Source organism: Mycobacterium paraintracellulare (genome assembly GCF_000276825.1).
GTDB lineage: Bacteria > Actinomycetota > Actinomycetes > Mycobacteriales > Mycobacteriaceae > Mycobacterium > Mycobacterium intracellulare.
This window is the reverse complement of sequence record NC_016948.1, coordinates 3,767,596-3,792,601: the sequence shown is the minus strand read 5'-3', so window position 1 is coordinate 3,792,601 and position 25,006 is coordinate 3,767,596. Positions and strand designations below refer to the sequence as shown.

The 25,006-nt window shown below is 69.2% G+C and carries 28 protein-coding genes and 1 pseudogene; 12 read left to right on the top strand and 17 right to left on the bottom strand.

Annotation, left to right across the window (positions count from 1 at the left end; all coding sequences use genetic code 11):
* The first annotated feature begins 46 nt into the window (after positions 1 to 46).
* Complete coding sequence (locus OCQ_RS17300) at positions 47 to 1,108, top strand: DUF4192 domain-containing protein (protein ID WP_014385379.1); 1,062 nt, start codon at positions 47 to 49, stop codon at positions 1,106 to 1,108.
* Between the two features lie 22 nt (positions 1,109 to 1,130).
* Here the strand turns inward: OCQ_RS17300 and OCQ_RS17295 are convergent, their stop codons facing one another.
* The 3 genes from OCQ_RS17295 to OCQ_RS17285 all read right to left on the bottom strand — a co-directional run bounded on the left by OCQ_RS17295 (position 1,131) and on the right by OCQ_RS17285 (position 3,521).
* Positions 1,131 to 1,820: a metal-dependent transcriptional regulator gene (locus tag OCQ_RS17295; RefSeq protein ID WP_008258556.1), complete on the bottom strand. Its 690-nt coding sequence runs from the start codon at positions 1,818 to 1,820 to the stop codon at positions 1,131 to 1,133.
* A 129-nt stretch (positions 1,821 to 1,949) separates the two neighbouring features.
* Positions 1,950 to 2,939, bottom strand: coding sequence for a sigma-70 family RNA polymerase sigma factor SigB (sigB, locus tag OCQ_RS17290; protein ID WP_050782802.1), 990 nt, complete (start codon positions 2,937 to 2,939; stop codon positions 1,950 to 1,952).
* Positions 2,940 to 3,074: 135 nt separating this feature from the next.
* Complete coding sequence (locus OCQ_RS17285; RefSeq protein WP_008258554.1) at positions 3,075 to 3,521, bottom strand: DUF3099 domain-containing protein; 447 nt, start codon at positions 3,519 to 3,521, stop codon at positions 3,075 to 3,077.
* A gap of 70 nt (positions 3,522 to 3,591) precedes the next feature.
* Between OCQ_RS17285 and OCQ_RS17280 the strand changes: the two genes are divergently transcribed.
* Complete coding sequence (locus tag OCQ_RS17280) at positions 3,592 to 3,831, top strand: DUF3039 domain-containing protein (RefSeq protein ID WP_008258553.1); 240 nt, start codon at positions 3,592 to 3,594, stop codon at positions 3,829 to 3,831.
* On the opposite strand, the gene OCQ_RS17275 is transcribed toward OCQ_RS17280, so the two are convergent.
* On the bottom strand, positions 3,832 to 4,833 hold the full coding sequence (locus tag OCQ_RS17275) for a YihY/virulence factor BrkB family protein (RefSeq protein ID WP_009955740.1): 1,002 nt from the start codon (positions 4,831 to 4,833) through the stop codon (positions 3,832 to 3,834).
* Positions 4,834 to 4,897: 64 nt separating this feature from the next.
* A complete protein-coding gene (locus OCQ_RS17270; RefSeq protein ID WP_008258551.1) occupies positions 4,898 to 5,083 on the bottom strand; it encodes a DUF7455 domain-containing protein in 186 nt (61 codons plus the stop codon).
* A 123-nt stretch (positions 5,084 to 5,206) separates the two neighbouring features.
* Here OCQ_RS17270 and OCQ_RS17265 point away from each other — a divergent pair, with 123 nt between their 5' ends.
* Positions 5,207 to 5,578 carry a DUF952 domain-containing protein gene (locus tag OCQ_RS17265; protein ID WP_038536870.1) on the top strand — a complete coding sequence of 124 codons (372 nt, stop codon included), beginning with the start codon at positions 5,207 to 5,209 and terminating at the stop codon, positions 5,576 to 5,578.
* Here the strand turns inward: OCQ_RS17265 and OCQ_RS17260 are convergent.
* The 3 genes from OCQ_RS17260 to ppgK all read right to left on the bottom strand — a co-directional run bounded on the left by OCQ_RS17260 (position 5,524) and on the right by ppgK (position 8,568).
* The gene (locus OCQ_RS17260; RefSeq protein ID WP_041785112.1) at positions 5,524 to 5,940 is read right to left on the bottom strand and encodes a RidA family protein; all 417 of its coding nucleotides are present in this window, start codon (positions 5,938 to 5,940) and stop codon (positions 5,524 to 5,526) included. The two genes, OCQ_RS17265 and OCQ_RS17260, sit on opposite strands and share 55 nt — an antisense overlap.
* 135 nt (positions 5,941 to 6,075) lie before the next feature.
* Positions 6,076 to 7,581: an RNA polymerase sigma factor gene (locus tag OCQ_RS17255; RefSeq protein WP_026071295.1), complete on the bottom strand. Its 1,506-nt coding sequence runs from the start codon at positions 7,579 to 7,581 to the stop codon at positions 6,076 to 6,078.
* Between the two features lie 177 nt (positions 7,582 to 7,758).
* Positions 7,759 to 8,568 (bottom strand): polyphosphate--glucose phosphotransferase, encoded by an 810-nt coding sequence (gene ppgK / locus OCQ_RS17250; protein WP_008258547.1) that lies wholly within the window; start codon positions 8,566 to 8,568, stop codon positions 7,759 to 7,761.
* Between the two features lie 102 nt (positions 8,569 to 8,670).
* Here ppgK and OCQ_RS17245 point away from each other — a divergent pair, with 102 nt between their 5' ends.
* The gene (locus OCQ_RS17245; RefSeq protein ID WP_014385377.1) at positions 8,671 to 9,549 is read left to right on the top strand and encodes an inositol monophosphatase family protein; all 879 of its coding nucleotides are present in this window, start codon (positions 8,671 to 8,673) and stop codon (positions 9,547 to 9,549) included.
* Between the two features lie 5 nt (positions 9,550 to 9,554).
* On the opposite strand, the gene cei is transcribed toward OCQ_RS17245, so the two are convergent.
* Positions 9,555 to 10,205 carry an envelope integrity protein Cei gene (gene cei, locus OCQ_RS17240; RefSeq protein ID WP_008258545.1) on the bottom strand — a complete coding sequence of 217 codons (651 nt, stop codon included), beginning with the start codon at positions 10,203 to 10,205 and terminating at the stop codon, positions 9,555 to 9,557.
* Between the two features lie 205 nt (positions 10,206 to 10,410).
* On the opposite strand from cei, the gene OCQ_RS17235 reads away from it, so the two are divergent.
* Positions 10,411 to 10,713, top strand: coding sequence for a DUF4193 domain-containing protein (locus tag OCQ_RS17235; protein WP_008258544.1), 303 nt, complete (start codon positions 10,411 to 10,413; stop codon positions 10,711 to 10,713).
* Between the two features lie 9 nt (positions 10,714 to 10,722).
* On the opposite strand, the gene OCQ_RS17230 is transcribed toward OCQ_RS17235, so the two are convergent.
* Positions 10,723 to 11,208, bottom strand: a complete 486-nt coding sequence (locus OCQ_RS17230) for a DUF3093 domain-containing protein (RefSeq protein WP_009955729.1) — start codon at positions 11,206 to 11,208, stop codon at positions 10,723 to 10,725.
* Between the two features lie 25 nt (positions 11,209 to 11,233).
* Between OCQ_RS17230 and dut the strand changes: the two genes are divergently transcribed.
* Both dut and OCQ_RS17220 read left to right on the top strand, forming a co-directional pair.
* The gene (gene dut, locus OCQ_RS17225; RefSeq protein ID WP_014385376.1) at positions 11,234 to 11,698 is read left to right on the top strand and encodes a dUTP diphosphatase; all 465 of its coding nucleotides are present in this window, start codon (positions 11,234 to 11,236) and stop codon (positions 11,696 to 11,698) included.
* Between the two features lie 43 nt (positions 11,699 to 11,741).
* Positions 11,742 to 12,515, top strand: a complete 774-nt coding sequence (locus OCQ_RS17220) for a DUF3710 domain-containing protein (RefSeq protein WP_008258541.1) — start codon at positions 11,742 to 11,744, stop codon at positions 12,513 to 12,515.
* Positions 12,516 to 12,523: 8 nt separating this feature from the next.
* Here OCQ_RS17220 and OCQ_RS17215 read toward each other — a convergent pair whose 3' ends face one another.
* Positions 12,524 to 13,225, bottom strand: coding sequence for a hypothetical protein (locus OCQ_RS17215; protein ID WP_014385375.1), 702 nt, complete (start codon positions 13,223 to 13,225; stop codon positions 12,524 to 12,526).
* A gap of 132 nt (positions 13,226 to 13,357) precedes the next feature.
* Between OCQ_RS17215 and OCQ_RS17210 the strand changes: the two genes are divergently transcribed.
* Both OCQ_RS17210 and OCQ_RS17205 read left to right on the top strand, forming a co-directional pair.
* Positions 13,358 to 13,726 (top strand): OB-fold nucleic acid binding domain-containing protein, encoded by a 369-nt coding sequence (locus tag OCQ_RS17210; protein ID WP_003875251.1) that lies wholly within the window; start codon positions 13,358 to 13,360, stop codon positions 13,724 to 13,726.
* A 14-nt stretch (positions 13,727 to 13,740) separates the two neighbouring features.
* Positions 13,741 to 14,430: a DUF3159 domain-containing protein gene (locus tag OCQ_RS17205; protein ID WP_043955794.1), complete on the top strand. Its 690-nt coding sequence runs from the start codon at positions 13,741 to 13,743 to the stop codon at positions 14,428 to 14,430.
* Here the strand turns inward: OCQ_RS17205 and OCQ_RS17200 are convergent.
* Together OCQ_RS17200 and OCQ_RS17195 are read right to left on the bottom strand one after the other, a co-directional pair.
* Positions 14,427 to 15,083, bottom strand: coding sequence for a potassium channel family protein (locus OCQ_RS17200; RefSeq protein WP_008258524.1), 657 nt, complete (start codon positions 15,081 to 15,083; stop codon positions 14,427 to 14,429). The genes OCQ_RS17205 and OCQ_RS17200 overlap by 4 nt on opposite strands.
* Before the next feature lie 34 nt (positions 15,084 to 15,117).
* Positions 15,118 to 15,783: a potassium channel family protein gene (locus OCQ_RS17195; RefSeq protein WP_008258523.1), complete on the bottom strand. Its 666-nt coding sequence runs from the start codon at positions 15,781 to 15,783 to the stop codon at positions 15,118 to 15,120.
* Between the two features lie 127 nt (positions 15,784 to 15,910).
* Here OCQ_RS17195 and OCQ_RS17190 point away from each other — a divergent pair, with 127 nt between their 5' ends.
* A complete protein-coding gene (locus OCQ_RS17190) occupies positions 15,911 to 17,905 on the top strand; it encodes an APC family permease (RefSeq protein ID WP_009955810.1) in 1,995 nt (664 codons plus the stop codon).
* A 29-nt stretch (positions 17,906 to 17,934) separates the two neighbouring features.
* A complete protein-coding gene (locus OCQ_RS17185) occupies positions 17,935 to 19,137 on the top strand; it encodes a class I SAM-dependent RNA methyltransferase (RefSeq protein ID WP_008258521.1) in 1,203 nt (400 codons plus the stop codon).
* Between the two features lie 8 nt (positions 19,138 to 19,145).
* Here OCQ_RS17185 and OCQ_RS17180 read toward each other — a convergent pair whose 3' ends face one another.
* Positions 19,146 to 20,435 (bottom strand): ArsB/NhaD family transporter, encoded by a 1,290-nt coding sequence (locus tag OCQ_RS17180; RefSeq protein WP_014385373.1) that lies wholly within the window; start codon positions 20,433 to 20,435, stop codon positions 19,146 to 19,148.
* Positions 20,436 to 20,451: 16 nt separating this feature from the next.
* Positions 20,452 to 20,895: a CBS domain-containing protein gene (locus tag OCQ_RS17175; protein WP_008258518.1), complete on the bottom strand. Its 444-nt coding sequence runs from the start codon at positions 20,893 to 20,895 to the stop codon at positions 20,452 to 20,454.
* 154 nt (positions 20,896 to 21,049) lie between these two features.
* On the opposite strand from OCQ_RS17175, the gene dxs reads away from it, so the two are divergent.
* Positions 21,050 to 22,975: a 1-deoxy-D-xylulose-5-phosphate synthase gene (dxs, locus tag OCQ_RS17170; protein WP_008258517.1), complete on the top strand. Its 1,926-nt coding sequence runs from the start codon at positions 21,050 to 21,052 to the stop codon at positions 22,973 to 22,975.
* On the opposite strand, the gene OCQ_RS17165 is transcribed toward dxs, so the two are convergent.
* A complete protein-coding gene (locus OCQ_RS17165; RefSeq protein WP_008258516.1) occupies positions 22,972 to 24,264 on the bottom strand; it encodes a ribonuclease D in 1,293 nt (430 codons plus the stop codon). The genes dxs and OCQ_RS17165 overlap by 4 nt on opposite strands.
* Position 24,265: 1 nt before the next feature.
* Positions 24,266 to 24,932 (bottom strand): annotated as a pseudogene (locus OCQ_RS17160) (DUF3000 domain-containing protein).
* Between the last annotated feature and the right edge of the window lie 74 nt (positions 24,933 to 25,006).

The window sequence follows — 25,006 nt, the reverse complement described above, 5'->3', positions numbered from 1 at the left end:
GCGCGCGAGCACCGGCCGACGGTGGCGGCCGTCAGCGTTGGTGCTCATGACCACGCATGCACAACCCGACTTCGAGCTTTCCCGCCCCGGCGCGCTCATCGCCGCGCTGCCCGCCGTTCTCGGCTTCATTCCCGAAAATTCATTGGTATTAGTGTCTTTGGAGGATCGGCACCTCGGGTCGGTGATGCGCGTCGACCTCTCCGAGGAGTTGTTCGGACGGGTCGGTCATCTGGCCGAGGTCGCCGCGGCGGCCCGGCCCGAGGCCGTCATCGCGGTGATCGTCGACGCCGACGGCGCGCACTGTCCCAGCTGCAACGACGAGTACCGGCAGTTGTGTGAGGCCCTCGCAGAGTCCTTGTCGCAGCACGACATTGAGCTCTGGGCCACCCACGTGGTCGACCGGGTCGCCCTCGGCGGACGCTGGCATTGTGTCGAGGGCTGCGGGTCGAGCGGCCTCGTCGAGGACCCCTCGGCCTCGCCGCTGGCCGCGGCGGCGGTGCTGGAGGGCAGGCGGCTCTACCCGCGCCGCGCCGACCTGCAGGCGGTCATCGCGCCCGACGACCCGGCCCGCAGCGCCGCATTGGCCGGCGCGGTCGGCCGGCACGCCGCCCGGCGCCGCGCCGCGCATCGCGCGCATCCGGTCCGCTGCACCCGCGGCGACGTGGAGGGCGCGATGGCGGCCGCCGCCCGGGTCGCCTCGGGCGAATCGCTGTCCGACGCCGAACTGGCGGCGCTGGGCTGCGCGCTGAGCGACTCGCAGGTCCGCGACATCCTGTACGCGCTGGCCGTCGGCGAGGGCGCCGACGACGTCGAGTCGCTGTGGGCGGTGCTGGCGCGCACCCTGCCGCCGCCGTGGCGGGTCGAGGCGCTGGTCCTGCTCGCGTTCAGCGCGTACGCGCGCGGCGACGGCCCGCTGGCCGGGGTGTCGCTGCAGGAGGCGCTGCGCTGTGAGCCCGAGCACCGGATGGCGGGCATGCTGGACACCGCGTTGTCCTCGGGCCTGCGGCCCGAGGACATCCGGGATCTCGCGCTCACCGGGTACCGGCTGGCCAAGCAGTTCGGGGTGCGGCTCCCGCCGCGTCGGCCGTTCGGCCGCAGGGCGGGCTAGCCGGGGGGCCAGGGGTGGTGGGTCAGACCTTTTCGACCTTGACCGCGTGGGCCATCTCGTGGGGCAGGGTGACGTTTTCGTGGCCGGGGATGACGATGGTCACGCCGGCGGGGCCGGTCTCGACGGTCACGCGCGCGTTGGGGACCACGCCGGCGTCCTTGAGGCGGGTGATCAGGTCGGTGTCGCCCTGGACGTGTTCGGTCAGCTGCCGGACCACCACCGCCACCGGGGAGCCGGGCGGCAACTCGGTCAGCCGGACGAGGATGGCCTCCTCGGCGCCGGACTCAGGGCCCACGCCCAGGTCCAGAAGCCCGGGGATCGGGTTGCCGAACGGCGAGGTGGTCGGGTGGTTGAGCACCTTGACCAACCGCCGCTCGACCTCCTCGCTCATCACGTGCTCCCAGCGGCACGCCTCGGCGTGCACTTCCTCCCAGGGCACACCGATGACGTCGACCAGCAGTCGCTCGGCGAGGCGGTGCTTGCGCATGACGGCCACGGCCAGCGCCCGGCCCTTGTCGGTGAGCTCGAGGTGGCGGTCACCGGCCACGTGGAGCAGCCCGTCGCGCTCCATCCTGGACACGGTTTGGCTGACAGTCGGCCCGCTCTGATCGAGGCGTTCGGCGATTCGGGCACGTAGCGGCGTTACGCCCTCTTCTTCGAGGTCGTAGATGGTCCGCAGGTACATCTCGGTGGTGTCAACCAGGTCGTTCATTCAGCACCTTCCATCGACGCTGAGTCTACTTGGCCAGCTGCATGAATGGGTGTAACGCCTCCCAGGCAAGCAGTATGCCCGCCGCTGACGCGGCGGGCATACTGTCTGCTACCTAGCTTGAGTGAGTTGTCAGCTCGCGTACGACCGTAGCCTGTCGGCGCGCTCCCCGTTGCGGAGTTTGGACATTACGTCCCGCTCGATTTGGCGAACCCGCTCGCGGGACAGCCCGAACAGCTTGCCGATCTGGTCCAGCGTGCGGGGCTGGCCGTCGTCGAGGCCGAACCGCAACCGGATCACCTGGTGCTCGCGCTCGTCGAGCGTGGCCAGCACGCTGCGGATGTCGGTGTGCAGCAACTCGGCGATCACCGCGTTCTCGGCCGACATCGCCTCGGCGTCCTCGATGAAGTCGCCCAGCGGGGCTTCCTCCTCGGAGCCGACCGGCATGTCCAGGCTCACCGGGTCGCGGCTGTGCTCGAGCAGGTCGTTGATCTTGTCGACCGGGATGCCGGATTCGGCGGCCAGTTCCTCGTCGGTGGCCTCGCGGCCGAGGTTCTGGTGCATCTCACGCTTGATCCGCGCCAGCTTGTTGACCTGCTCCACCAGGTGGACGGGCAGCCGGATGGTGCGGCTCTGGTCGGCCATGCCGCGGGTGATGGCCTGACGAATCCACCACGTGGCGTAGGTCGAGAACTTGAATCCCTTTGTGTAGTCGAACTTTTCCATCGCGCGGATCAGCCCGAGGTTGCCCTCCTGGATCAGGTCCAGCAGCGGCATGCCACGACCCGTGTACCGCTTGGCCAGCGACACCACCAGGCGCAGGTTCGCCTCCAGCAGGTGACGGCGCGCGGCCTTACCATCGCGCACCACGGCCTCTAGATCGCGTTTACGGTTCTCCCCGAGGCGCTTACGCGTTTCGAGCAGGTGCTCGGCGTAGAGCCCGGCTTCGATCCGCTTCGCGAGTTCAACTTCCCCCGCCGCATTGAGCAACGCCGTCTTGCCGATTCCGTTCAGATATACGCGCACTAGATCCGCCGCGGGGCTTTGAGCATCCAGATCGCCGTCAAATCTGCTCGTGCTGGCGTTCGCCATAGCGACCTCCCGTTCGGCTTGTACTGTCATCGAGTTCAACGACCGATTAGGGTTCAGAGTTCCCAGCGGTTCCCCATCTCACACGTCTTGACGTGCACAAATGTCCCGAAGACCTGAGAATGTCCTGAGAAGTGCGCCGCGACGGCACCGAAGACGGAACGAGCGCTAGCCGTCGTCGATTCCGCCCCGCGGGTCGGGAGGCCACCCCGGCTGCGGGTGTCGCGGAGCCTCGAGCGCCGGGCGTTCGGCGCGGGGGAACAGGGGGGTGCGCCGGCGCGCGTTGTCGAACCGGCGGGGCTCGTCGGGGCGGCGCGGCGGGCGGTCGTTGGCGATCAGCACGGCCATCCAGGGCAGGGGGATGGACACCGCCACGATCGCCAGCGAGATCAGGCCGTTGTGCCACGCGCCGTAGGCGAGCGCGGCGAGGATGAGGGCCGGAATCCGGAATGCCATCAGGGTCAGGTATTTACGGACCCGCGCGCGATGCTGCTCCTCATAGGAGGGCTCGGCGGCGGTGATGAGCACCGGGCGGCCCTTGTGGCCGGCGAAGTCATCGAAGCTGCCGTCGAACCCCGCGTCGGAGCCGTGCTTCATTTCTCCACTGTCCCACACCTGGACGATTCCGGCGTGGCCGGTTTCGGGGCGGCCCGGCAGCGCACCGGGCAGTGCAAGAATGTCAGGTATGCAGACCCAGACGATCGAGCGCACCGAGACCGACGAACGCGTCGACGACGGGACCGGCAGCGACACACCCAAGTATTTTCACTACGTCAAGAAGGACAAGATCGCCGAGAGCGCGGTGCTGGGCAACCACGTCGTCGCGTTGTGCGGCGAGGTGTTCCCCGTCACCAAGGCGGCCAAGCCGGGCTCACCCGTCTGCCCGGAGTGCAAGCAGATCTACGACCGGCTCAAGAAGGGCTGATCACCCGGGCGGCTTCGCCGGCGCGGTATCGCGTTGTTGCGTGGCGGGATTCGCGATCGGGCTGGCCAGCGTCTCCACCGTCTTCTTCAGGGCGGGCGAGCGGGAGAACAACCAGGTGCGCACCCGGTGGGCGTGCGTGGTGGGCGCGGGAAACTCCTCCTGGACCGCGGCGTTGAGTTCGGCCCCGAGCATGATCGCGAACCCGCCGAAGAACGCGAACAGCAGGAATGCGATCGGGGTGGAGAGCGCGCCGTAGGTGTAGCCGGTGCTGGTGATCCACCTCAGGTAGAACCGCAGGCCCAGGGTGGCGGTGACGAACACCGTGGTCGCCAGCATCGCACCGAGGATCAGCCGGTGTGACGGCAGCGGTTCGGGCAGTGCGACCCGGTACAGGATCATCACCCCGAGCGTCAGGCCGATGATCAGCGCCGGGTAGTAGCCGTAGCGCAGCACGTTGGACAGGCCGAGCGGGATGTGTTCTTCCACCTTGCGCGGGCCCACCACGACCAGCGGCGCGGTCGCCACCACGACCACAAGCATCACGACGTAGAGGAACAGCGCGAAGAAGCGCTGCCGCACCGGATGGCGCAGCGGCGTCTGGTCATGCGCCTCGACGACGGAATCGACGAACGCCGAGATCGCCGACGACCCCGCCCACAGCGAGATGATGAATCCCAGCGACACCACCTCTCCGCGGGCGTTGCTGGCGATGTCGCGGACCGTCGGCTCGATGATCTCGTTCACCACGCTGGGGGAGAACACGCTGTGCGCCGTCGAAAGCAGCTGCCGCAGGATGTTGGGCAGCATGTCCGGCCCGAACAGCGGCGCCACGTAGGCCATCGTGCCCAGCATCCCGAGCAGCAACGGCGGCAGGGACAACGCCGACCAGAAACCAGCCTGAGCCGACTCGGAAAAGATTGAGTCGTCCCAGCTCTTGGACAGAGCCCTCAGGGTGATTCGCCAGATGTGGTGGCGCGACGGTTTTGCGACCTGATCGCTCATACCAGTCCAGCATTACCGAAGATCGCCCGCGCTGCCCACATTGGGGACGGGCGAGTTCGGTTGGCTAGCTTCCGCTGACCTCCAGCACGGCGTCCAGCTCGGTCAGCTTGGCCTCGTGCTCGTTGGCGTGGTGCTGGCAGAAGAGAAGCTCGAGGCCGGAAGGCAGCTTGGCGCGCACACGGGCCGCGGCACCGCAGCGGTCGCAGCGGTCGGCCCGTGTCAGTTCTGGACTCGTCAGAGTTGCATTCATGGCTTCTCCGTTCTCGTACATTCACTTTCTCAGACGTATGGCGTTTTCGCCTTGTTCCCCGATCGTTATCGGGTGTGTCGTTTCTCACGGCCTGGTCAGATTTGGTGTGGACGGTTCTCTAGGGTGACCGTCGTGACCTTCGCTGCCGACGTGCTGGTGCACCTGTGCGGGGCCGAGCAGTGGGCGCAGGCCCGCCGTGACGGCGCCATCCGCCCCGCGGACGGCGCCGAATTCATCCACCTGTCGACGCCCGAGCAGGTCCACCTGCCCGCCAACCGGCTCTACCGGGGCCGGCGTGACCTGGTGCTGTTGCGCATCGACCCGGCTCGCCTCGACGCACCGGTGCGCTGGGAGCCGGGAGTGCCAACCGATCCGGCGTCGATGTTGTTCCCGCACCTGTACGGCACCCTGCCGGTCGCCGCGGTGACCCGCGTCACCCCTTACCCCCCGGGGGCCGACGGCGCCTTCCCTCCGGTCACCGGCGAGTCGACGTAGGCGTCGGCCTCGATCTCCACCAGCAACTCGGGCGCGATGAGCGCCGAGACCTCGACCATGGTGGCCACGGGGCGGATCGCGCCGAACACCTCCTCGTGCACGGCGCCCACCTCGCGCCAGCGCGAGATGTCGGTGACGTAGAGGCGCGTGCGTATCACGTCGGTGAGTGACGCGCCGGCTTGTTGCAGTGCAATGTCGATGCGGCGCAGGGCATCTCGCGTCTGGGCGGCGATGTCACCGGCGGGCCCGGTGCCGGTCGTACCGGCCACCGCCACATGCGGACCGACCCGCACCGCGCGCGAGTAACCGACCACCGATTCGAATTCCGAACCGGACGAGACCACTGTGCGGTGTGCTGACATGCGCCTCACCGTACGACGGCGGCGCCGCCAGCGCAGCCGAATTTCCCCGCGGCATGGGTTGTTTGGCTCGGTCGGGGTGCCGCGAGCCGCGAACAGCTTGTGCGCCAACCGTTCTCACGGAAGGCCGGACCGGGCTCAGTCCAGGTAGTCGCGCAGCACCTGCGAGCGGCTGGGGTGGCGCAGCTTCGACATGGTCTTGGACTCGATCTGGCGGATGCGCTCGCGGGTCACCCCGTACACCTGCCCGATCTCGTCCAGGGTGCGGGGCTGGCCGTCGGTGAGGCCGAAGCGCAGCCGCACCACGCCGGCCTCGCGCTCCGAGAGCGTCTCGAGCACCGACTGCAACTGGTCCTGCAGCAGCGTGAACGACACCGCGTCGACGGCCACCACGGCCTCGCTGTCCTCGATGAAATCGCCCAGCTGGCTGTCGCCCTCGTCGCCGATGGTCTGGTCCAGCGAGATCGGCTCGCGCGCGTATTGCTGGATCTCCAGCACCTTTTCCGGCGTGATGTCCATTTCCTTGGCCAGCTCTTCGGGCGTGGGCTCGCGGCCCAGGTCCTGCAGCAGCTCGCGCTGGATGCGGCCCAGCTTGTTGATCACCTCGACCATGTGCACGGGGATGCGGATGGTGCGGGCCTGGTCGGCCATGGCCCGGGTGATGGCCTGGCGGATCCACCAGGTGGCGTACGTGGAGAACTTGTAGCCCTTGGTGTAGTCGAACTTCTCGACCGCGCGGATCAGACCCAGGTTGCCTTCCTGGATGAGGTCGAGGAACGCCATGCCGCGGCCCGTGTAGCGCTTGGCCAGCGACACCACCAGCCGCAGGTTGGCCTCCAGCAGATGGTTTTTGGCGCGGTCGCCGTCGCGGCAGATCCACTGCATGTCGCGGCGCTGGGCGGCCGGCAGTTTGTCGCCGCGCTCGGTCATCTCGGTCATCAGCTGCGTGGCGTACAGGCCGGCCTCGATCCGCTTGGCCAGCTCGACCTCTTCCTCGGCGTTGAGCAGCGCGACCTTACCGATCTGCTTGAGGTACGCGCGAACCGAGTCGGCGGAGGCGGTGAGCTCGGCGTCCTTGCGGGCCTGGCGCAGCGCCTCGGATTCGTCCTCGTCCCAGACGAAATCGCCGGAGGCCTTGTCCTTTTCGGTGGGCTCGGCGATCTCGTCGTCCTCGTCGGCGGCGGGCTCGGCGGCCGCCGCGGGGGCGGGCGCCTCCTCGTCGTCACCCACCTCGGAATCGCCCGATTCGACCTCGGCGTCTTCGGACGCCACGTCTTCCTCGAGGTCGTCGAGGGACAGGTCGCTGTCGATGTCGAGGTCCTCGCCGGGCTCAGCCTCGAGGTCTGGTTCGTTGTCGAGATCCTCGACGGCGCCGTCGGAATCGAGGGCGTCGGGATCCGCCGGGCCGCCCTTGGCCGCTTTGGTGCCGCGGCCCTTGGCCTCGGCGCCCTTGGCGCGGGTCTTCTTGGCGGGCTCGGCGGCGTCGGACTTGGTGGACCGCGCGGTCGTCTTGGCGGCCCGTTTGGCGGGCGCGGAGCCATTGGCGGCCTTGGCCGCCGGACGCTTGGCGGGGGACGACGCAGACTTCGTGGCGGTGCGTTTCACCGGCCCATCGGTTGCCGGGCTTGCCTTGGTCGCTGCCACTTACACCCCTTCGTTTGGGCTCACCTTCGGTGGGTATTGGGCATGGTTAACCGAAAGTGTCTGCTATGTCGATGTCGGCGTTGGTATCAGCGTGCGTAGTCGCACGCTATCGGTTGGGCGTTCGCCGAAGACCATTGTAACGACAGTGCGCGGTACTACAGCTGTGCCGGGCGAAATTCAGTGGGTCACGTCCGAGGTGGCGGCCATCGCCGCGCCGACGATCCCGGCCGTGTTGAGCAGGGCCGCGGCCACCACCGGGGTGCGGTTTTCGAGCAGCGGCAGCCACTTGTCGGCCTTGCGGCTGATCCCGCCCCCGGCGATGAACAGGTCCGGCCACATCGCGTTCTCGATGCTCACCAGCACCTCGGTGACGTGTTTGGTCCATTTTTCGTAGGACCAGCCCTTCTTTTCCTTCACCGAGGAGGCGGCTTGTTTCTCGGCTTCCTTGCCGCCGACCTCCAAGTGCCCGAATTCGGTGTTGGGGATCAGCGTGCCGTTGTGGATGACCGCCGAGCCGATACCGGTGCCGAACGTCAAGAGAATCACCAGGCCCGTCTGATTCCTGCCCGCCCCGTAGTGCTCCTCGGCCAGCCCGGCCGCGTCGGCATCGTTGAGGACCGTCACGTCCTGACCGTCCAGCTCGGCGCTGATGATGTCGCGGGCGTTGACCCCGATCCAGGACTTGTCCACGTTGGCGGCGGTTTGCACCACACCGTGCGTGACCACCCCGGGGTAGGTCACGCCGAGGGGCCCGGTCCACCCGAATTCGTTGACGACCGCGGCGATGGTCTTGGCGACCGCCGACGGCGTCGCGGGTTGCGGGGTCAGCAGTTTGACCCGTTCGCCGATCAACAACCCCGTGTCCATGTCGACGATGCCGCCCTTGATGCCGCTGCCGCCGACGTCGATGCCGAAGCCGCGGCGTTCATGTGTGCCGTCGGCCGGTGCTGCGCCGGGCGTGTCCGTGGTCGAGTCGGTGCTGGTCATCGAATCTCCTCGGCGTGACGGGGCTGTCCGCTCACCTTAACGCCGCGACGCCGGCAGCCCGCGGTGTCTGCGCGCCCGCGCCGACTGTGATGCGATAGACCGGTGATCCAATCCGATGACGAGCTCGTGCGGCTGCGTTCAGTGGCCGAAACCGTGGCCACGGAGGCCGCCGCGTTCGTGCGGCGCCGGCGCGCCGAGGTATTCGGCGCCGAGCCGGCCGGCGTGACAGGCCCCGACAGCGGCGCGGTGCGGACCAAGAGCACCCCGACCGATCCGGTGACGGTGGTCGACACCGAGACCGAGCGCCTGTTGCGGGACCGGCTGGCCGAATTGCGGCCTGGGGACCCCATTCTCGGCGAGGAGGGCGGCGGACCGACCGACCCGGCGGGCACCCCGCCCGGATCGGTGACCTGGGTGCTCGATCCCATCGACGGCACAGTGAATTTCGTTTACGGCGTTCCCGCCTACGCGGTGTCGGTCGCCGCGCAGGTCAACGGCGAGTCGGTGGCCGGGGCGGTCGCCGACGTCGTCGCCGACCGGGTGTACTCGGCGGCCAGCGGCCTCGGCGCGCACGTCAGCGACGGCCAAGGGACTCAGCCCTTGCAGTGCGCGGCGGTCGAGGACGTGTCAATGGCGTTGCTGGGCACCGGTTTCGGCTATTCGCGGCAGCGCCGCGCGGCGCAGGCGGCGTTGTTGGCGCGCATGCTGCCGGTGGTCCGCGACGTTCGCCGCATCGGCTCGGCGGCGCTGGATCTGTGCATGGTGGCCTCGGGCCGGCTGGACGCCTACTACGAGCACGGCCTGAAGGTGTGGGACCGCGCCGCGGGCGCGCTGATCGCCACCGAGGCGGGGGCCCGGGTGGTGCTGCCGGCGCACGACGCCACCGGGGCGGGATTGGTGCTGGCCGCCGCCCCCGGGATCGCCGACGAGCTGCTGGCCGTCCTGGAGCGGTTCAACGGCCTGGATCCGATCCTGGATTGAGCGCCTCAGCAGCTGCTGGCGTGAATCTTGGCCAGCAGCGTGGGATCTGACGGCTCGGTCGCGCCGGGCCGCAGGGTGGCGAGCACGGCGTCGATGTCGTCGTTGTGGGCCAACGCGCTGAAGTCGGTTCCCAAGGCGAGGTCGACGGAGTCGTCGGCGCGGCTGTCGTTGAACAGTTCGGTGCACGGCGCCACCAGCCACACCGCCGCGGCGGTGGCCTGTCCGGCGGTGCCGAAACGGATTTGGCCTTGGCAGGCGAGCCGGGTGCCGGCGTAGAGCGGGTCGTTGGCGGCGGTCGGCTGCGCGAAGCCGAGGTCTTTCATCGCCCCGGCGACGTCGCCGGCCTGCCCGCCCCGGCCGCTGGCGTTGAGGACGCGGACCTTGGTGTCGGCGAGTTTGGCGGGCGCGACGTCCATCATGGCGCTGCGCGACACCTGCTCACCGAGCTGCGCCGACGCCGAACCGGTCGCCTGCGGCGGGGGATTGCACACCACCGCCTCGTGCACCTTGGCGGGCCGGGTCAGCGCCACGGTCCAGACGACCGCGGTGGCCACTGCGAGCAAAATCACCACGACGATCGCGGGCTTGGGGTTGCGCCGCCGGAAGGGCCGACCATGCTTGTCAAAAGCTGTACCCTCGGTGATTTGCGTGACCACAGCTGCACTCTAGTCGCACCCCAAACCCACTGTTCAGAAGCGAGCGCAAGGGTGAAAATGGGTGTGTGAGGTAAATCACACCTTAATGGGCCGCGATACGGGCACGAATCATTTGGTGGATGCGTTCGACGCTGGTACAAAGCGATGCTTGAGATTTACGAGGGCATGCAGAGGCAAGCAGAGGCAATAGGGCAGGGGAATAGATATGCCTACCGATTATGACGCTCCACGGCGCACCGAGACGGACGACGTTTCGGAGGACTCGCTGGAGGAGCTCAAAGCGCGACGGAACGAGGCGGCTTCGGCCGTCGTCGATGTCGACGAATCTGAATCCGCTGAGAATTTCGAACTGCCCGGCGCCGACCTGTCCGGTGAAGAACTTTCGGTCCGTGTCGTTCCGAAGCAGGCTGACGAGTTCACCTGCTCGAGTTGCTTTCTGGTGCAACACCGCAGTCGGCTGGCCAGCGAGAAGAACGGCGTGATGATCTGTACCGACTGCGCGGCCTGATAGCTGCCGCTACGTTGTCAGGGCCGACAGCACCCGTTCCGGGTGACGGCAACTCACCAGCCAGTACGGCGTCGGGTCGTCCGGGTCGTCGAGGACGATCAGGATCATCGGCGCCACCCACGCCCTGTGCAGCACGTAGGCCGCCGGGTCGAGCTGGCGGCCCAACGCGGCGGATTTGGCCGAGGGCGCTACCTGTGCGGACCGGGCGATCGCGGTGACCGGCAGGTGCGCGGGGCCCGCCCACAGTTCCACTTCCCCCGGCGCGGACGGGTTGGCGGTGACCCGGATCTCGACGCGCCCCAGCCACAACAGTGCCGCGGCCGCCACCGCGAACAGTGCCGCGTACGGCCACCACGAGGAGTGGCGGGTGACGCCCATGTTGAACTCGAACGCGAGGATGCCGGCGAGCGCGAGGGCCGGTGGCCACCACCACCACGGAACCCACAATCGTTCGCGATACCGCACGTTGTGCGGCGCGACGCGGGTATCGGACACGCAGTCAAGGGTAGTCTGTGGCCCCGTGTCGACCAGTCTGGCCATCGTCCGCCTTGACCCCGAGCTTCCGCTGCCCGCCCGCGCCCACGAAGGCGACGCCGGGATCGATCTCTACAGCGCCGAGGACGTCAAGCTCGAGCCCGGGCGGCGCGCCCTGGTGCGCACGGGCGTGGCGGTCGCCATCCCGTTCGGCATGGTCGGGCTGGTCCATCCTCGGTCGGGATTGGCTGCGCGCGTTGGGCTTTCGATCGTCAACAGTCCCGGCACCATCGACGCGGGCTACCGCGGCGAGATCAAGGTCGCGCTGATCAACCTCGATCCGACCGAGCCGATCGTGGTGCATCGCGGCGACCGCATCGCCCAGCTGCTGGTGCAGCGGGTCGAGTTGGTGGAGCTGGTCGAGGTGTCGTCGTTCGACGAGGCCGGGCTGGCCGAAACGTCCCGTGGCGACGGTGGTCACGGTTCCTCCGGCGGACACGCGAGTCTGTGATGCGCCGGCGAGCAGGGCGAAGCGATGAAAAGGAGCGGCGCTGATGGCTGCATTCGGTAAACGCTCACGCAAGGACGACAGCGCTTCGGCCGCGGACGCCCGGGCGGACGAGGCCGTGACGCCGGGCGCCGACGAGCCCGCTGCCGAGGAACTCGAGGGCCCGTTCGACATCGAGGACTTCGACGATCCCGCCGTCGCCGAGCTGGCCCGGCTCGACCTGGGCTCGGTGCTGATCCCCATGCCCGAGGCCGGCCAGCTGCAGGTCGAGTTGACCGAAACCGGTGTCCCGAGCGCGGTCTGGGTCGTCACGCCCAACGGTCGTTTCACCATCGCCGCCTACGCGGCGCCCAAGACGGGTGGGCTGTGGCGTGAGGTGGCCGGCGAGCTCGCCGAGTCGCTGCGCAACGACTCCGCCCAGGTCAGCATCAAGGACGGGCCGTGGGGGCGCGAGGTGGTCGGCACCGCCACCGGCGTGGTGCGCTTCATCGGCGTCGACGGCTACCGCTGGATGATCCGCTGCGTCATCAACGGCGCCCACGAGACGATGGAGGCGCTCGAGCAGGAGGCGCGAGCGGCGTTGGCCGACACCGTGGTTCGGCGCGGCGACACGCCCCTGCCGGTGCGCACACCGCTGGCCGTGCAGCTGCCCGAGCCGATGGCGCAACAGCTGCGCGAAGCCGCCGCGGCGCAACAGGCCGCCCAACAAGCGGATGCGCAGCAATCCGAGGACCAGCAGGCCCCCGCCGACCAGCCGGCCGCGCGCCGCAGCGCCGACGGGTCGGCGATGCAACAGCTGCGCACCACCACCGGCGGCTGAGACCCCGGCTAGCCCAGCTCGGCCAGCGCCGCCAGGCAGGCCGCGCCCAGGGCGGCGGGATCCGCGCCGATCTGATCCAGCGTCACCGTGCGCAGCGCCGCGCGCGGCGCCGCGGCGACCCAGTCGAGGCCGGCCTGCAGCGGATGGATCGGATCGTCGACCGCGGCCGCCACCGCCAGCGGCGCGGCCAGCCCGGCCAGCTCGTCGCAGCTCGGCGCGACGTAGTCGGCCGCCTCCTCCATGGCGTCCGGAAGGTGCGGCCACTGGGCGCCCCACGAGCGGGTCAGCTCGTCGGCCAGCCACGGGGGGCTGGACGCCCGCATCTGGGTCGTCGTCGCCGCCAGGCCGTCGGCGCGCAGCCGGGAGGCCGAGTACCGCGCCGCGAGGGCGGCCGGCGCCTCACCGGGCGCCCCCGCCCACGCCGGCAGCGCGGCCAGCACCGCGACCGTCCGGTCCGGATGGGCCAGCGCCCAGGCCGCCGCGACCGCCGCGCCGATCGACACGCCGCCGACGGCGATCGGACCTTCGCACGCCGCGGCATCCAGCGCCGCCAGGTAGCCGTCGATCAGCCGGTCGGGACGCGGCGGCGGGTTCATCAATACCGCGCCGACGTGGGCCAGCGGGCCCGAAAACGCCCGCTGAACGTAGTCGTCGTCGGAGCCGGTTCCGGGCAATAACACCGTCGTCACACCGTTCAGATCGACCACCACCCCTCGATAGTGCACGGCGTTGACCTGCGGTCCAACATCACGTTTGAGTCGGTTGGCGCTGGGGAACCAAGAGGTCTACGGTGTCCGTTGGCATAGAGGGAAGCATCGAAGCTTTTATCGTCAGGAGTGGCCATGGGGGCCCAAGGGTATCTGCGCCGGCTGACCCGTCGGTTGACGGAGGATCCGGAGCAACGCGACTCTGAGGAACTGTCCGACGAAGTCGCCAGCACCGGCGCGCAACGGGCTATCGATTGCGAGCGTGGCCAGGAGGTCACGATGGTTGGCACGCTACGCAGCGTGGAATGCAACGGCAGGGCCTGCGCCGGCGGGGTTCGCGCGGAATTGTTCGACGGCAGCGACACCGTCACGCTCGTGTGGCTGGGCCAGCGCCGCATCCCGGGCATCGACTCGGGCCGCACCCTGCGCGTGCGGGGCCGCCTCGGCAAGCTCGAGAACGGAACCAAGGCGATCTACAACCCGCACTACGAAATTCAACGGTGACCGTCCCGGAAGGATTGGGCGGGGCCACCCCGCCCGCCCGGGAGCCGGGCTCATCGGAACAAACCACTAGTCGCATCAGCCCCGAGCGCCTGCTGGCGCAGGCGGGCGGCGTCAGTGGCGTCATCTACTCGTCGCTCCCGGTGGTCGTCTTCGTGATCGTCTCGAGCGTGTCGGGACTGGTCCCGGCGATCGCGGCCGCGCTGGGGGTGGCCGCGCTGGTCTTGCTGTGGCGGCTGATCCGGCGGGATTCCCCACAACCGGCGTTGTCCGGGTTCTTCGGCGTGGCGCTGTGCGCGCTGATCGCCTACGTGCTGGGGGAGTCCAAGGGCTATTTCCTGCTGGGCATCTGGATGTCGCTGGTGTGGGCGGTGGTGGTCGCGGCGTCGGTGGCGATCCGCCGGCCGCTGGTGGGCTACGCGTGGAGCTGGGCCACCGGCCGCGGGGACGGCTGGCGCAGCGTTCCAAAGGCCGTCCTTGCGTTCGACATCGCCTCACTGGGCTGGGTGCTGGTGTTCACCTCCCGCTTCGTGGTCCAGGGGCTGCTCTACGACGCCGATCGGACCGGGTGGCTGGCGGCCGCGCGGATCGGGATGGGCTGGCCACTGACCGTGCTGGCCGCGCTGGCGACCTACGCGGCGATCAAGTCGGCGCAACGGGCCATCGCGGCGGGCGCCGAGCTGGCACCCCGTAGCGTCGGCGACTAGCCCAACAGCAGCTTCTGCAGGTCCTCTTCGGCCTCGGCGACGGCGACGAACAGCAGCTCGTCGCCGCCTTCGAGCGGCTCGTCCTCCTCGGGCACGATGACCCGCGGGCCGCGCAGGATCGTCACCAGCGAGGTGTCGCGCGGCAGCTGCAGTTTGCGCACCGGCTTGCCGCCCCAGGGCGTGTCATCGGGCAGCGTGATCTCGACGAGGTTGGCCTGCCCCTTGCGGAACTCCATCAGCCGCACCAGATCGCCGACGGCGACGGCCTCCTCGATGAGCGACGCCAGCATGCGCGGTGTCGACACCGCGACGTCGACGCCCCAGGCGTCGGTGAACAGCCACTCGTTGCGCGGGTCATTGACCCGGGCCACCACCCGGGGCACCGCGAATTCGGTTTTGGCCAAGAGGCTTAGCACGACGTTGGCCTTGTCATCGCCGGTCGCGGCCACCACCACGTCGAACTCCTGCATGTGCACCGATTCCAGCAGCGTCAGCTCGCACGCATCGCCCAGGCGCCAGTGCGCGGCCGGGATGGCGTCGACGTCGACGTGGTCGGGGTTGCGCTCGATCAACGTCACGTCGTGGCCGTTGCCAATGAGTTCCCGCGTGACCGAGCGACCGACCGCACCGGCACCGGCAACCGCTACCTTCATATGCGCCGTCCCCTCACAGCCGGTCCCGTATTCATCACAGGTCTTCGCTCGGCGGTAGCGCGGCGATGGCGACCGCCTCGGCGGCGCGCCCGGATATCGCCGCGACATAGACCTGGTCGCCGGCCTGGATCACCGACTTCGGCTCGGGCAGGACGCCGGCCCCGAATCGGATCAGGAAGGCGACCCGCGCGCCGGTGGCCTGCTCGAGATCGGTGACCCGGTGGCCGATCCAGTCCTCGTGCAGGACGACCTCGGAGACGGCGACCGTGCCGGTCGGGTCGCGCCACTTGGCCGTCTCGGTCTCCCGCAGCAGGGCATTGAGCAGGCGGTCGGTGGTCCAGGGCACGGTCGCGATGGTCGGGATGCCCAGGCGCTCGTAGACCTCGGCGCGCTTGGCGTCGTAGATGCGGGCCACGACCCGCTTGACGCCGAACGTCTCCCGTGCCAGGCGCGCGGAGATGATGTTGGAGTTGTCACCGGAGGACACCGCGGCGAACGCGTCCGCCTCTTCGATACCGGCCCTCAGGAGTACATCTCGGTCGAATCCCTGCCCCAGGACCCGCTCGCCGGCGTATTCGGGGCTGAGCCGGTTGAAGGCCGTGCTGTCGCGGTCGATGACGGCCACGTCGTGACCGATGCGGGACAGCCCGTCGGCGACCGAGGAGCCGACACGGCCGCAGCCCATCACTACTACTCGCACTTGTGGTCCTCTCGGCCGCGTCCTGCGCCCTTCGTCGGCAACGCACGTGGGCAAGCCGTTTCGGTCGGCGAACATTCTCGTCCACGAACGCTACCGTCAGAGGCGTCTGGGCTTACTCTTGGCTCTCGTGTCCAAACTTTCAACCGCCACTCGTCGGTTGCTTATCGGCCGGCCGTTTCGCAGCGACCGGCTCAGCCACACCCTGTTGCCCAAGCGGATCGCCTTGCCGGTGTTCGCCTCCGACGCGTTGTCCTCGGTGGCGTATGCGCCCGAGGAGGTCTTCCTCATGCTCTCGGTGGCGGGGGTCTCGGCGTACGCGCTGACGCCGTGGATCGGGCTCGCCGTGGCGGCGGTCATGTTGGTGGTGGTGGCCAGCTACCGGCAGAACGTCCACGCCTACCCCTCCGGTGGCGGCGACTACGAGGTGGTCACCACCAACCTGGGCGAGACGGCGGGCCTCGTCGTGGCGAGCGCGCTGATGGTGGATTACGTTCTGACCGTGGCGGTTTCGACGGCGTCGGCGATGGCGAACATCGGCTCGGCCATCCCGATCGTGGCCGAACACAAGGTGTTCTTCTGTGTGGCCTCCATTCTGCTGGTGATGGCGCTGAACCTGCGCGGGGTGCGCGAATCCGGGGTGGCGTTCGCCATCCCGACGTATGCGTTCATCATCGGGGTCCTCGTCATGATCGGCTGGGGCCTGTTCCGGATCTTCGTGCTGGGTGATCCCTTGCGGGCAGAGTCCGCCGGTTTCCAGATGCACGCCGAACACGGCCAGGTCGTCGGTTTCGCGTTGGCGTTCTTGGTGGCGCGGTCGTTCTCCTCGGGGTGTGCGGCGCTTACGGGTGTCGAGGCGATCAGCAACGGGGTGCCGGCGTTTCAGAAACCCAAGTCGCGCAACGCGGCCACGACCCTGCTGATGTTGGGCGCAATCGCGGTGACGCTACTGATGGGCATCATCGTGCTGGCGCAGAAGATCGGCGTTCAGCTCGTCGAGGATCCCGCGACCCAGCTGAGCGGAACCCCGAAGGGGTACTACCAAAAGACCCTGGTCACCCAACTGGCGCAGGCGGTGTTCGGCGGCTTTCACCTCGGGTTCCTGCTGATCGCCACGGTGACCGCCCTCATCCTGGTGCTCGCGGCCAACACCGCGTTCAACGGATTCCCGGTGCTCGGTTCGATCCTGGCCCAGCACAGCTACCTTCCGCGCCAATTGCACACCCGCGGAGACCGGTTGGCGTTCTCCAACGGAATCCTGTTCCTGTCCGGGGTGGCCGTGCTGGCGATCGTGGCGTTCCGCGGCGAGGTCACCGCGTTGATTCAGCTGTACATCGTGGGCGTGTTCATTTCGTTCACGCTGAGCCAGATCGGCATGGTGCGGCACTGGACCCGGTTGCTGCGCACCGAGACCGATCCCGGGGTACGGCGCAAGATGATGCGCTCGCGGGTGGTCAACACGGTCGGATTGCTTTCCACCGGTGCGGTTTTGCTGGTGGTGCTGGTCACCAAGTTCGTCGCCGGGGCGTGGATCGCGCTGTTCGCGATGAGCCTGCTGTTCGGCATGATGAAGATGATCCACCGGCACTACAACACCGTGAACCGCGAATTGGCGCAGCAGGCCGAGGACGAGGAGGACGCGGTGTTGCCCAGCCGCAACCACGCCGTGGTGCTGGTGTCGAAGCTGCACCTGCCGACGCGGCGCGCGCTGGCCTACGCGAGGGCCACCCGCCCCGACGTTCTCGAGGCGGTGACGGTCAGCGTCGACGACGCGGAAACCCGCGAGCTGGTGCGCAAGTGGGAGGCGAGCGATATCAGCGTTCCGCTCAAGGTCATCGCCTCGCCGTATCGCGAAATCACCCGCCCCGTACTGGAATACGTCAAGCGGGCCCGGGAGGAGTCGCCCCGCACCGTGGTCACGGTGTTCATCCCGGAGTATGTGGTGGGGCACTGGTGGGAGCAGGTGCTGCACAATCAGAGCGCGCTGCGGCTCAAGGGGCGGCTGCTGTTCATGCCCGGCGTCATGGTGACTTCGGTTCCGTGGCAACTGAGTTCGTCCGAACGGCGCAAGACGTTGCAGCCGCACGTGGCGCCGGGCGACGCTCGTCGGGGTATTTTCGATTGACCCGCGAATCGACCCGCCCACCGCGCGGGGTGTCGCCCGCGGTGGGGGAGCTGACGTTGACCACCGGCGCCCCGGCCAACGGCGGCAGCTGCGTGGCGCACCACGAAGGCCGGGTGGTGTTCGTCCGGTACGCGCTGCCCGGTGAGCGGGTGCGGGTGCGGGTGACCGCGGACCGCGGATCCTATTGGCACGCGGAGGTTGTCGAGGTCGTCGAGCCGGCGGACGGCCGCACGGCGTCGCTGTGCCCGATCGCCGGGGTCGGCGGCGCCGGCTGCTGCGACCTGGCGTTCGCCGCCCCCGAGGTGGCGCGCGCGCTCAAGGCCGAGGTGGTGGCCAATCAGCTGGAGCGCCTCGGTGGGCATCGCTGGAGCGGGGAGGCCGAACCGCTGTCGTCGCGACCCACGGGCTGGCGCACCCGCGTCCGCCTCGACGTGGGCGCCGACCATCGACCGGGCTTTCACCGTTACCACAGCGACGATTTGGTGACCGACCTGCGTTGCGCGCAGCTGCCCGACGGCATGCTAGACGGGATCGCCGAGACCGAGTGGCCGCCGGCCGCCCAGCTGCACGTGGCCGTCGACGACGACGGCGCGCGCCACGTGGTGCGCACCCTGCGGCAGGGCAGACGCACGGCGACCAAGGTGATGGAGGGCCGCTACGAGGCGGTGCAGCGGGTGGCGGGGCGCACCTGGCAGGTGCCGGTGACCGCCTTTTGGCAGGCGCACCGCGACGCCGCAGCGACCTACAGCGCCCTGGTCGCCGACTGGGCGGCCGCCGGCACCGGCATGAGCGCCTGGGATCTTTACGGTGGCGCAGGCGTTTTCGCCGCCGCGCTCGGCGAGGCCGTGGGGGCCTCGGGGCGGGTGCTCAGCGTGGACACCTCGCGCGGGTCGACGCGGGCCGCCCGGAGCGCGCTGGCCGATCTGAGCCAGGTGCAGATCGTCACCGACTCGGTGCGCCGCGCGCTGGCGGCGCAGCGAGAAGGCGCCTCAACAGCAGATGTGGCGGTGCTTGACCCACCGCGGGCGGGCGCCGGGCGCGAGATCATCGATCTGCTCGCCGCGGCCGGTGTCCCGCGTGTGGTGCACATCGGTTGTGAGGCAGCGTCTTTCGCGCGCGATATCGGTATCTATCTCGGCCACGGCTACGCCGTCGAGAAGATCAAGGTGTTCGACGCGTTCCCGTTGACCCACCACGTCGAATGCGTCGCGCTGCTGACACGTGGCGATTAGTCCGGCGCCTAGGCCATCACGAAATACCGCAGCCACACATACAGCGCGGCCAGCGCGATGGAGACGGCGGTGACGAGCGCGCCCTTGCGGGTGAATTCCCAGAAGGAGATGGGGTTGTCGGAGCGGTGGGCGATCCCGAGCATGACGATGTTGGCGCTGGCGCCGATGGCGGTCAGGTTGCCGCCGAAGTCCGTGCCCAGCGCGAGTGACCACCACAGGGCGCCGGGGTTGGCGTGATCGGTCAGGGCGGGCACCAGGTCGGCCACCACCGGCGCCATCGTCGCGGCGTAGGGGACGTTGTCCACGACCCCGCTGATGACGGCCGACGCGACCAGGATGATCATCGTCGCGGCCAGGGTGTTTCCTCCGCTGGCGGAGATCAGCACGCGGGCAAGCTCTTTGACGACTCCCGTCTTCACCAGCGCGCCGACCATGATGAACAGGCCGGCGAAGAACAGCAGCGTGTCCCACTCCACGCTGGACAGGTAATCGGACGGCTTGAGTCGTGACGCCACGACCAGGATCCCGGCGCCCAGCAGCGCCACCATGGAGGGTTCCATATGCAGCGGCGAGTGCGCGATGAACGCGGTGAACACCGCCAGCAAGACGATCCCGCACGTGACGAGCAGCCGGGGGTCGCGGATGGCCTCCTTTTCCTCCAGCGACATCACGTCGGCAACCCGATCGGGGTCGACGCTGAACGCCCCGGGAAAAAGGCGCGGCAACAACACCATCAGGACGCCGAGGACGATGACCACGATCGGCGCCAGATGAACGAGAAAGTCGTTGAACGTCAGACCGGCCCTGCTGGCGATGATGATGTTGGGCGGATCGCCCACCAACGTTGCCGCGCCGCCGACATTCGATGCGAACACCTCGGCCATCAAAAAGGGCGCCGCGTTGATCGCCAGTCGTTCGCACACCAACAGCGTCACCGGGGCGACCAGCAACACGGTGGTGACGTTGTCGAGCAGGGCTGAGGCGATCGCGGTCACCAGGGCCAGCAGGATCATGACGCGCAACGGCGAGCCGCGGGCGCGTTTGGCCGACCAGATCGCCACGTACTCGAACACGCCGGTCTGCCGCAGCACGCTGACGATGATCATCATGCCGAGCAGCAAAAAGATGACGTCCCAATCGATTCCGGTTTCGTGTGAGTAGAAGACGTCGTCGGATCGGATGATCGGCAGGGTGACCACGATCGCGGCGCCGGCGAGGGCCACGAATGTCTTGTTGACGCGGTCGCTGGCGATCAGGACATAGGCGACCACGAAGACCAGGATCGCGATGAAGCTCATCGATGTGCCTGGGGCATCAGGTTTTCAGCGCGGCGGCGAGCACCCGCGATGCCGTGATCACCCCGACCAGTCCGCCGTCTTTGACCACCGCGACGAGCGGGCTGCGCAGTCGCGCCATGAGCGCGGCCACTTCGATGATGGTGTCGTCGGCGTGGGCCGGGGGCACGTCGACCAGGTGGTCGGGCAACACGTCGCGCACCTTCTTGCCGCTCAATTTTTCCGCGCAGCGGTCGGCGGTCGATTCGTTGAGCACGCCGGCCAGCGACGGGTCGTCCTGCACGTATCGCGGCACGATGAAGCGGACGACCTGGGAGGCGGGCAGCACCGCGTAGGGGCGCCCCGAACCGTCGGTGACCAACAGCCCGGGCAGCCGGTGCTCGGCCAGCATCCGGGCGGCTTCCAGCGCGTCCGCGTCGATGCTGACGACGGGGAAGTCCTCGGCGATCTGCTCGGCACGCACACTGCGACGATACGTCCGCGGGGAGTGGATGGTGCGGCGGCCTCGATGCTCATGGCGTGCTCCTGGGTCGGAAGTAGAAGTGCCGACCAGGCTTCCCGGCTCACCGCGCATTGACGCTACCAAACCTGCGCGTGTGGCTGCGTAGACTGACGGGATGCTGGAACAGATCCGCGGGCCCGCTGATCTGCAGCACCTTTCTGCGCATCAGCTCCGCGAATTGGCCGCCGAGATTCGCGAGTTCCTGATTCACAAGGTCGCTGCCACCGGGGGACACCTCGGGCCCAATCTCGGCGTGGTCGAACTGACCCTCGCGCTGCATCGGGTGTTCGACTCGCCGCACGATCCGATCATCTTCGACACCGGCCATCAGGCCTACGTCCACAAGATGCTGACGGGACGTTCCCACGAGTTCCAAACCCTGCGCAAAAAGGGTGGGCTGTCCGGGTATCCGTCGCGCGCCGAGAGCGAGCACGACTGGGTGGAGTCCAGCCATGCCAGCGCCGCGCTGTCCTACGCCGACGGGTTGGCCAAGGCCTTCGAGCTGAGCGGGCACCGCAACCGGCACGTGGTCGCGGTGGTCGGCGACGGGGCGCTGACCGGTGGCATGTGCTGGGAGGCGCTGAACAACATCGCCGCGTCGGGCCGCCCGGTGATCATCGTCGTCAACGACAACGGGCGCAGCTACGCCCCGACGATCGGCGGCGTGGCCGACCATCTCGCCACGCTGCGGCTGCAACCGGTCTACGAGCAGGCCCTGGAAAGGGGCCGCGACGCGCTGCGGGCGCTGCCGCTGGTCGGCCGGCTCGCCTACCGGGTGATGCACAGCGTCAAGGCCGGCATCAAGGACTCGTTGTCACCGCAGCTGCTGTTCACCGACCTGGGGCTGAAGTACGTGGGCCCCGTCGACGGCCACGACGAACGCGCGGTGGAGGCCGCGCTGCGCCACGCCCGCGGCTTCGGGCGCCCGGTGATCGTGCACGTGGTGACCCGCAAGGGGATGGGCTACGCGCCCGCCGAGGACGACGAAGCCGAGCAGATGCATTCCTGCGGGGTGATCGATCCCCTTACCGGCCAGGCGACCAGCGTCCCCGGCCCGGGCTGGACGGCGACCTTCTCCGATGCGCTCATCGGCTACGCCCGCAAGCGCCGCGACATCGTCGCCATCACCGCGGCCATGCCCGGCCCCACCGGGCTGACGCCGTTCGGGCAGCAGTTTCCCGATCGCCTGTTCGACGTCGGCATCGCCGAGCAGCACGCCATGACGTCGGCGGCCGGCCTGGCCATGGGCGGGATGCACCCGGTGGTGGCCATCTATTCGACGTTCCTCAACCGCGCCTTCGACCAGATCATGATGGACGTGGCGCTGCACCGGCTGCCCGTCACCATGGTGCTGGACCGGGCCGGGATCACCGGATCCGACGGCGCCAGCCACAACGGCATGTGGGACCTGTCGATGCTGGGCATCGTGCCCGGCATGCGGGCGGCCGCCCCCCGCGACGCCACCCGGTTGCGCGAGGAACTCGGTGAGGCGCTCGAGGTCGACGACGGGCCGACGGCGCTGCGCTTCCCCAAAGGTGATGTGGGCGAGGACATCCCGGCGATCGAGCGCCGTGGTTCCGGCATCTCGGGTGTCGACGTGCTCGCGGTCCCGGCCGGCGGATGCAACCACGACGTGCTGCTGGTGGGCGTCGGCGCGTTCGCGCGGATGGCGCTGGCGGTGGCCAAGCGACTGCAGGATCAGGGGATCGGCGTCACGGTCATCGACCCGCGCTGGGTGCTGCCGGTCTCGGACAACCTGCTCGACCTGGCGGCGCGGCACAAACTGGTCGTCACCTGCGAGGACAACGGGGTCAACGGCGGCGTGGGCTCGGCGGTGTCGGCCGCCCTGCGCCGCGCCGAGATCGACGTTCCGTGCCGCGACGTCGGGCTGCCGCAGCGGTTCTACGAGCACGCCTCCCGGGGCGAGCTGCTGGCGGACCTGGCCCTGACGGATCAGGACGTGGCACGCCGCATCACCGGGTGGGTCGCCGCCCTGGGCAGCAGCGAGGCGGAAGCCGAGATCCGGGAGCACCTCGACTAACCGGCGCTTTCGGTGCCTTCCGCCTGCAGCGCCCGGGCCAGCACGGGATCCACCAACTCCCGCTGCCAGGGCCGGGCCTGCCCGGCCCGCAGAAACGCCTCGACGGCCTCGAACGGATCCGGCGCGGCCTCCCAGTCCCAGCACAGCCGTCGCACCAGGTCCGGCGAGACCAGGTTCTCGGTGGGGACGTGCACCCGCTCGGACACCTCCGACAGCGCCGCCCGCGCGGCCTCGAGCCGCGCGGCGGCCTCCGGTTTGCGCCGGCTCCACCGCGCGGGGGGCGGCGGCCCGTTCGGCGGTTCGGCGTCCACGGGCGGATTCTTGTTCTGGCGCGCGGCCTCCAGCGCCGCCAGCCACGTCGCGGCGCTGCGGCGTTGATTGCGCCCCCCGAACACGGGCAGGGCGACCAGTTCCTCGACGGTCGTCGGGTTGGCCAGCGCGGCGTCGATGATGGCCGAGTCCGGAAGGATGCGCCGCGGCGCGATGTCGCGGCGCTGCGCGATCTGGTCGCGCGTCAACCACAATTCGCGCACCGCGGCCAGGCCGCGCTTGTCGCGCACCCGATGGATTCCCGACGTTCGTCGCCACCGGTCCCGTCGCGCCGCGGCACCCGGATCTTTCGAACCCGTGTCCCGCAGGTAGTCGAATTCCTGTGCGGCCCAATCGGTTTTGCCCTGCCCGGCGAGGACCTCCGCGATCGCCGCGCGCAGCTCGATGAGCAGTTCCACGTCCAGCGCGGCGTAGTTGAGCCATTCGGCGGGCAGGGGGCGCTTGGACCAGTCCGCCGCGCCGTGGCCCTTGGCCAGCCCGAAACCCAGCAGCCGCTCGACCATGGTGGCCAGGTTCACGCGCTCGAACCCGGCCAGGCGGCCCGCGAGCTCGGTGTCATACAGCGCGGGCGGCCGCATGCCCACCTCCGCCAAACAGGGCAGGTCCTGATCGGCCGAGTGCAGGATCCATTCGTCGGTGCCCAGCACCTCGGCCACCGGCCGCAGCGCCTCCAGCGGGTCGCGGCCGTGGCTCACCGGGTCGATCAGCACGGTGCCGGAGCCCGCCCGGCGGATCTGGATCAGGTAGGCCCGGTTGGAGTAGCGGAAACCCGACGCCCGCTCGGCGTCCACCGCGAACGGCCCGCGCCCACGGTCCAGGCGCTCTGCCGCGGCCTCGATTTCGTACACGCTCACCGAGATGGGCGGGACGCCTTCGGTCGGGCGTGGAAGTGGGGTGGGGGCGGGTTCGGTGCCGCCGGGCGCGCTGCTGCCCGGCCCGTCGGGCGACGGTTCGCCCATGCTAGGCGCGTGACCGCGAGCTCAGGTCGGTGACTCCGGCGGGCGGCAGGCCCGCGGCGTGCTCCAGCACCTCGCAGAACGCCTCGACGTGCGCGCCGACCGCGGGCGACGTGGCGGTCCAGGACGCCCGCAGCTCGAGCTGGTGGGCGCGCGGCGGCCCCGAGATGTCGCCGTAGCGCACCGAGGTGGTGGCGGTGACGGTGCCGCCCAGCGCGACGACGTGTTCCATGCGTGACTCCAGTGCCTCGACCAGCCAGCTCCACGCTACTTCGGGCAGCAGGGGATCGACGGCCTCGCTGGGGTCGAGGTCGGCCTGGATGTAGGCGACCATGCGGATGGTGCCGTCCCACGCGTCGGCCCCTTCGGGGTCGTACAGCAGGATCAGCCGGCCGAAGGCGTCGCCGTCGGACCGTTCGGGGATGATCTCGCGGTCGGGATGCTTGACCTCGGCGCCCAGCGCGTAGCTGTGGGGAGCGAGGCGTTGCGGCGGCCGGATCGGACCCAGCTCGATCTCCGGCCGCACGGCCACGGCGTTCATCGCCGCCACCGCCTCGCGGAAGGGGGCCGGTTCGGATGAGGTCACTTGGCACCGCTCCTCTTCATCCCGACCGCTCTGTATCGTCACGGCAGGGGTCACAGGGATCGACGGTAGACCCATCGGCTGACACGCTGCGACAGGCGCGCCGGGTTTCAAACCCGCCGCGACCAACCCGTTACCAGCCCTCCACCAAACGTATATGTC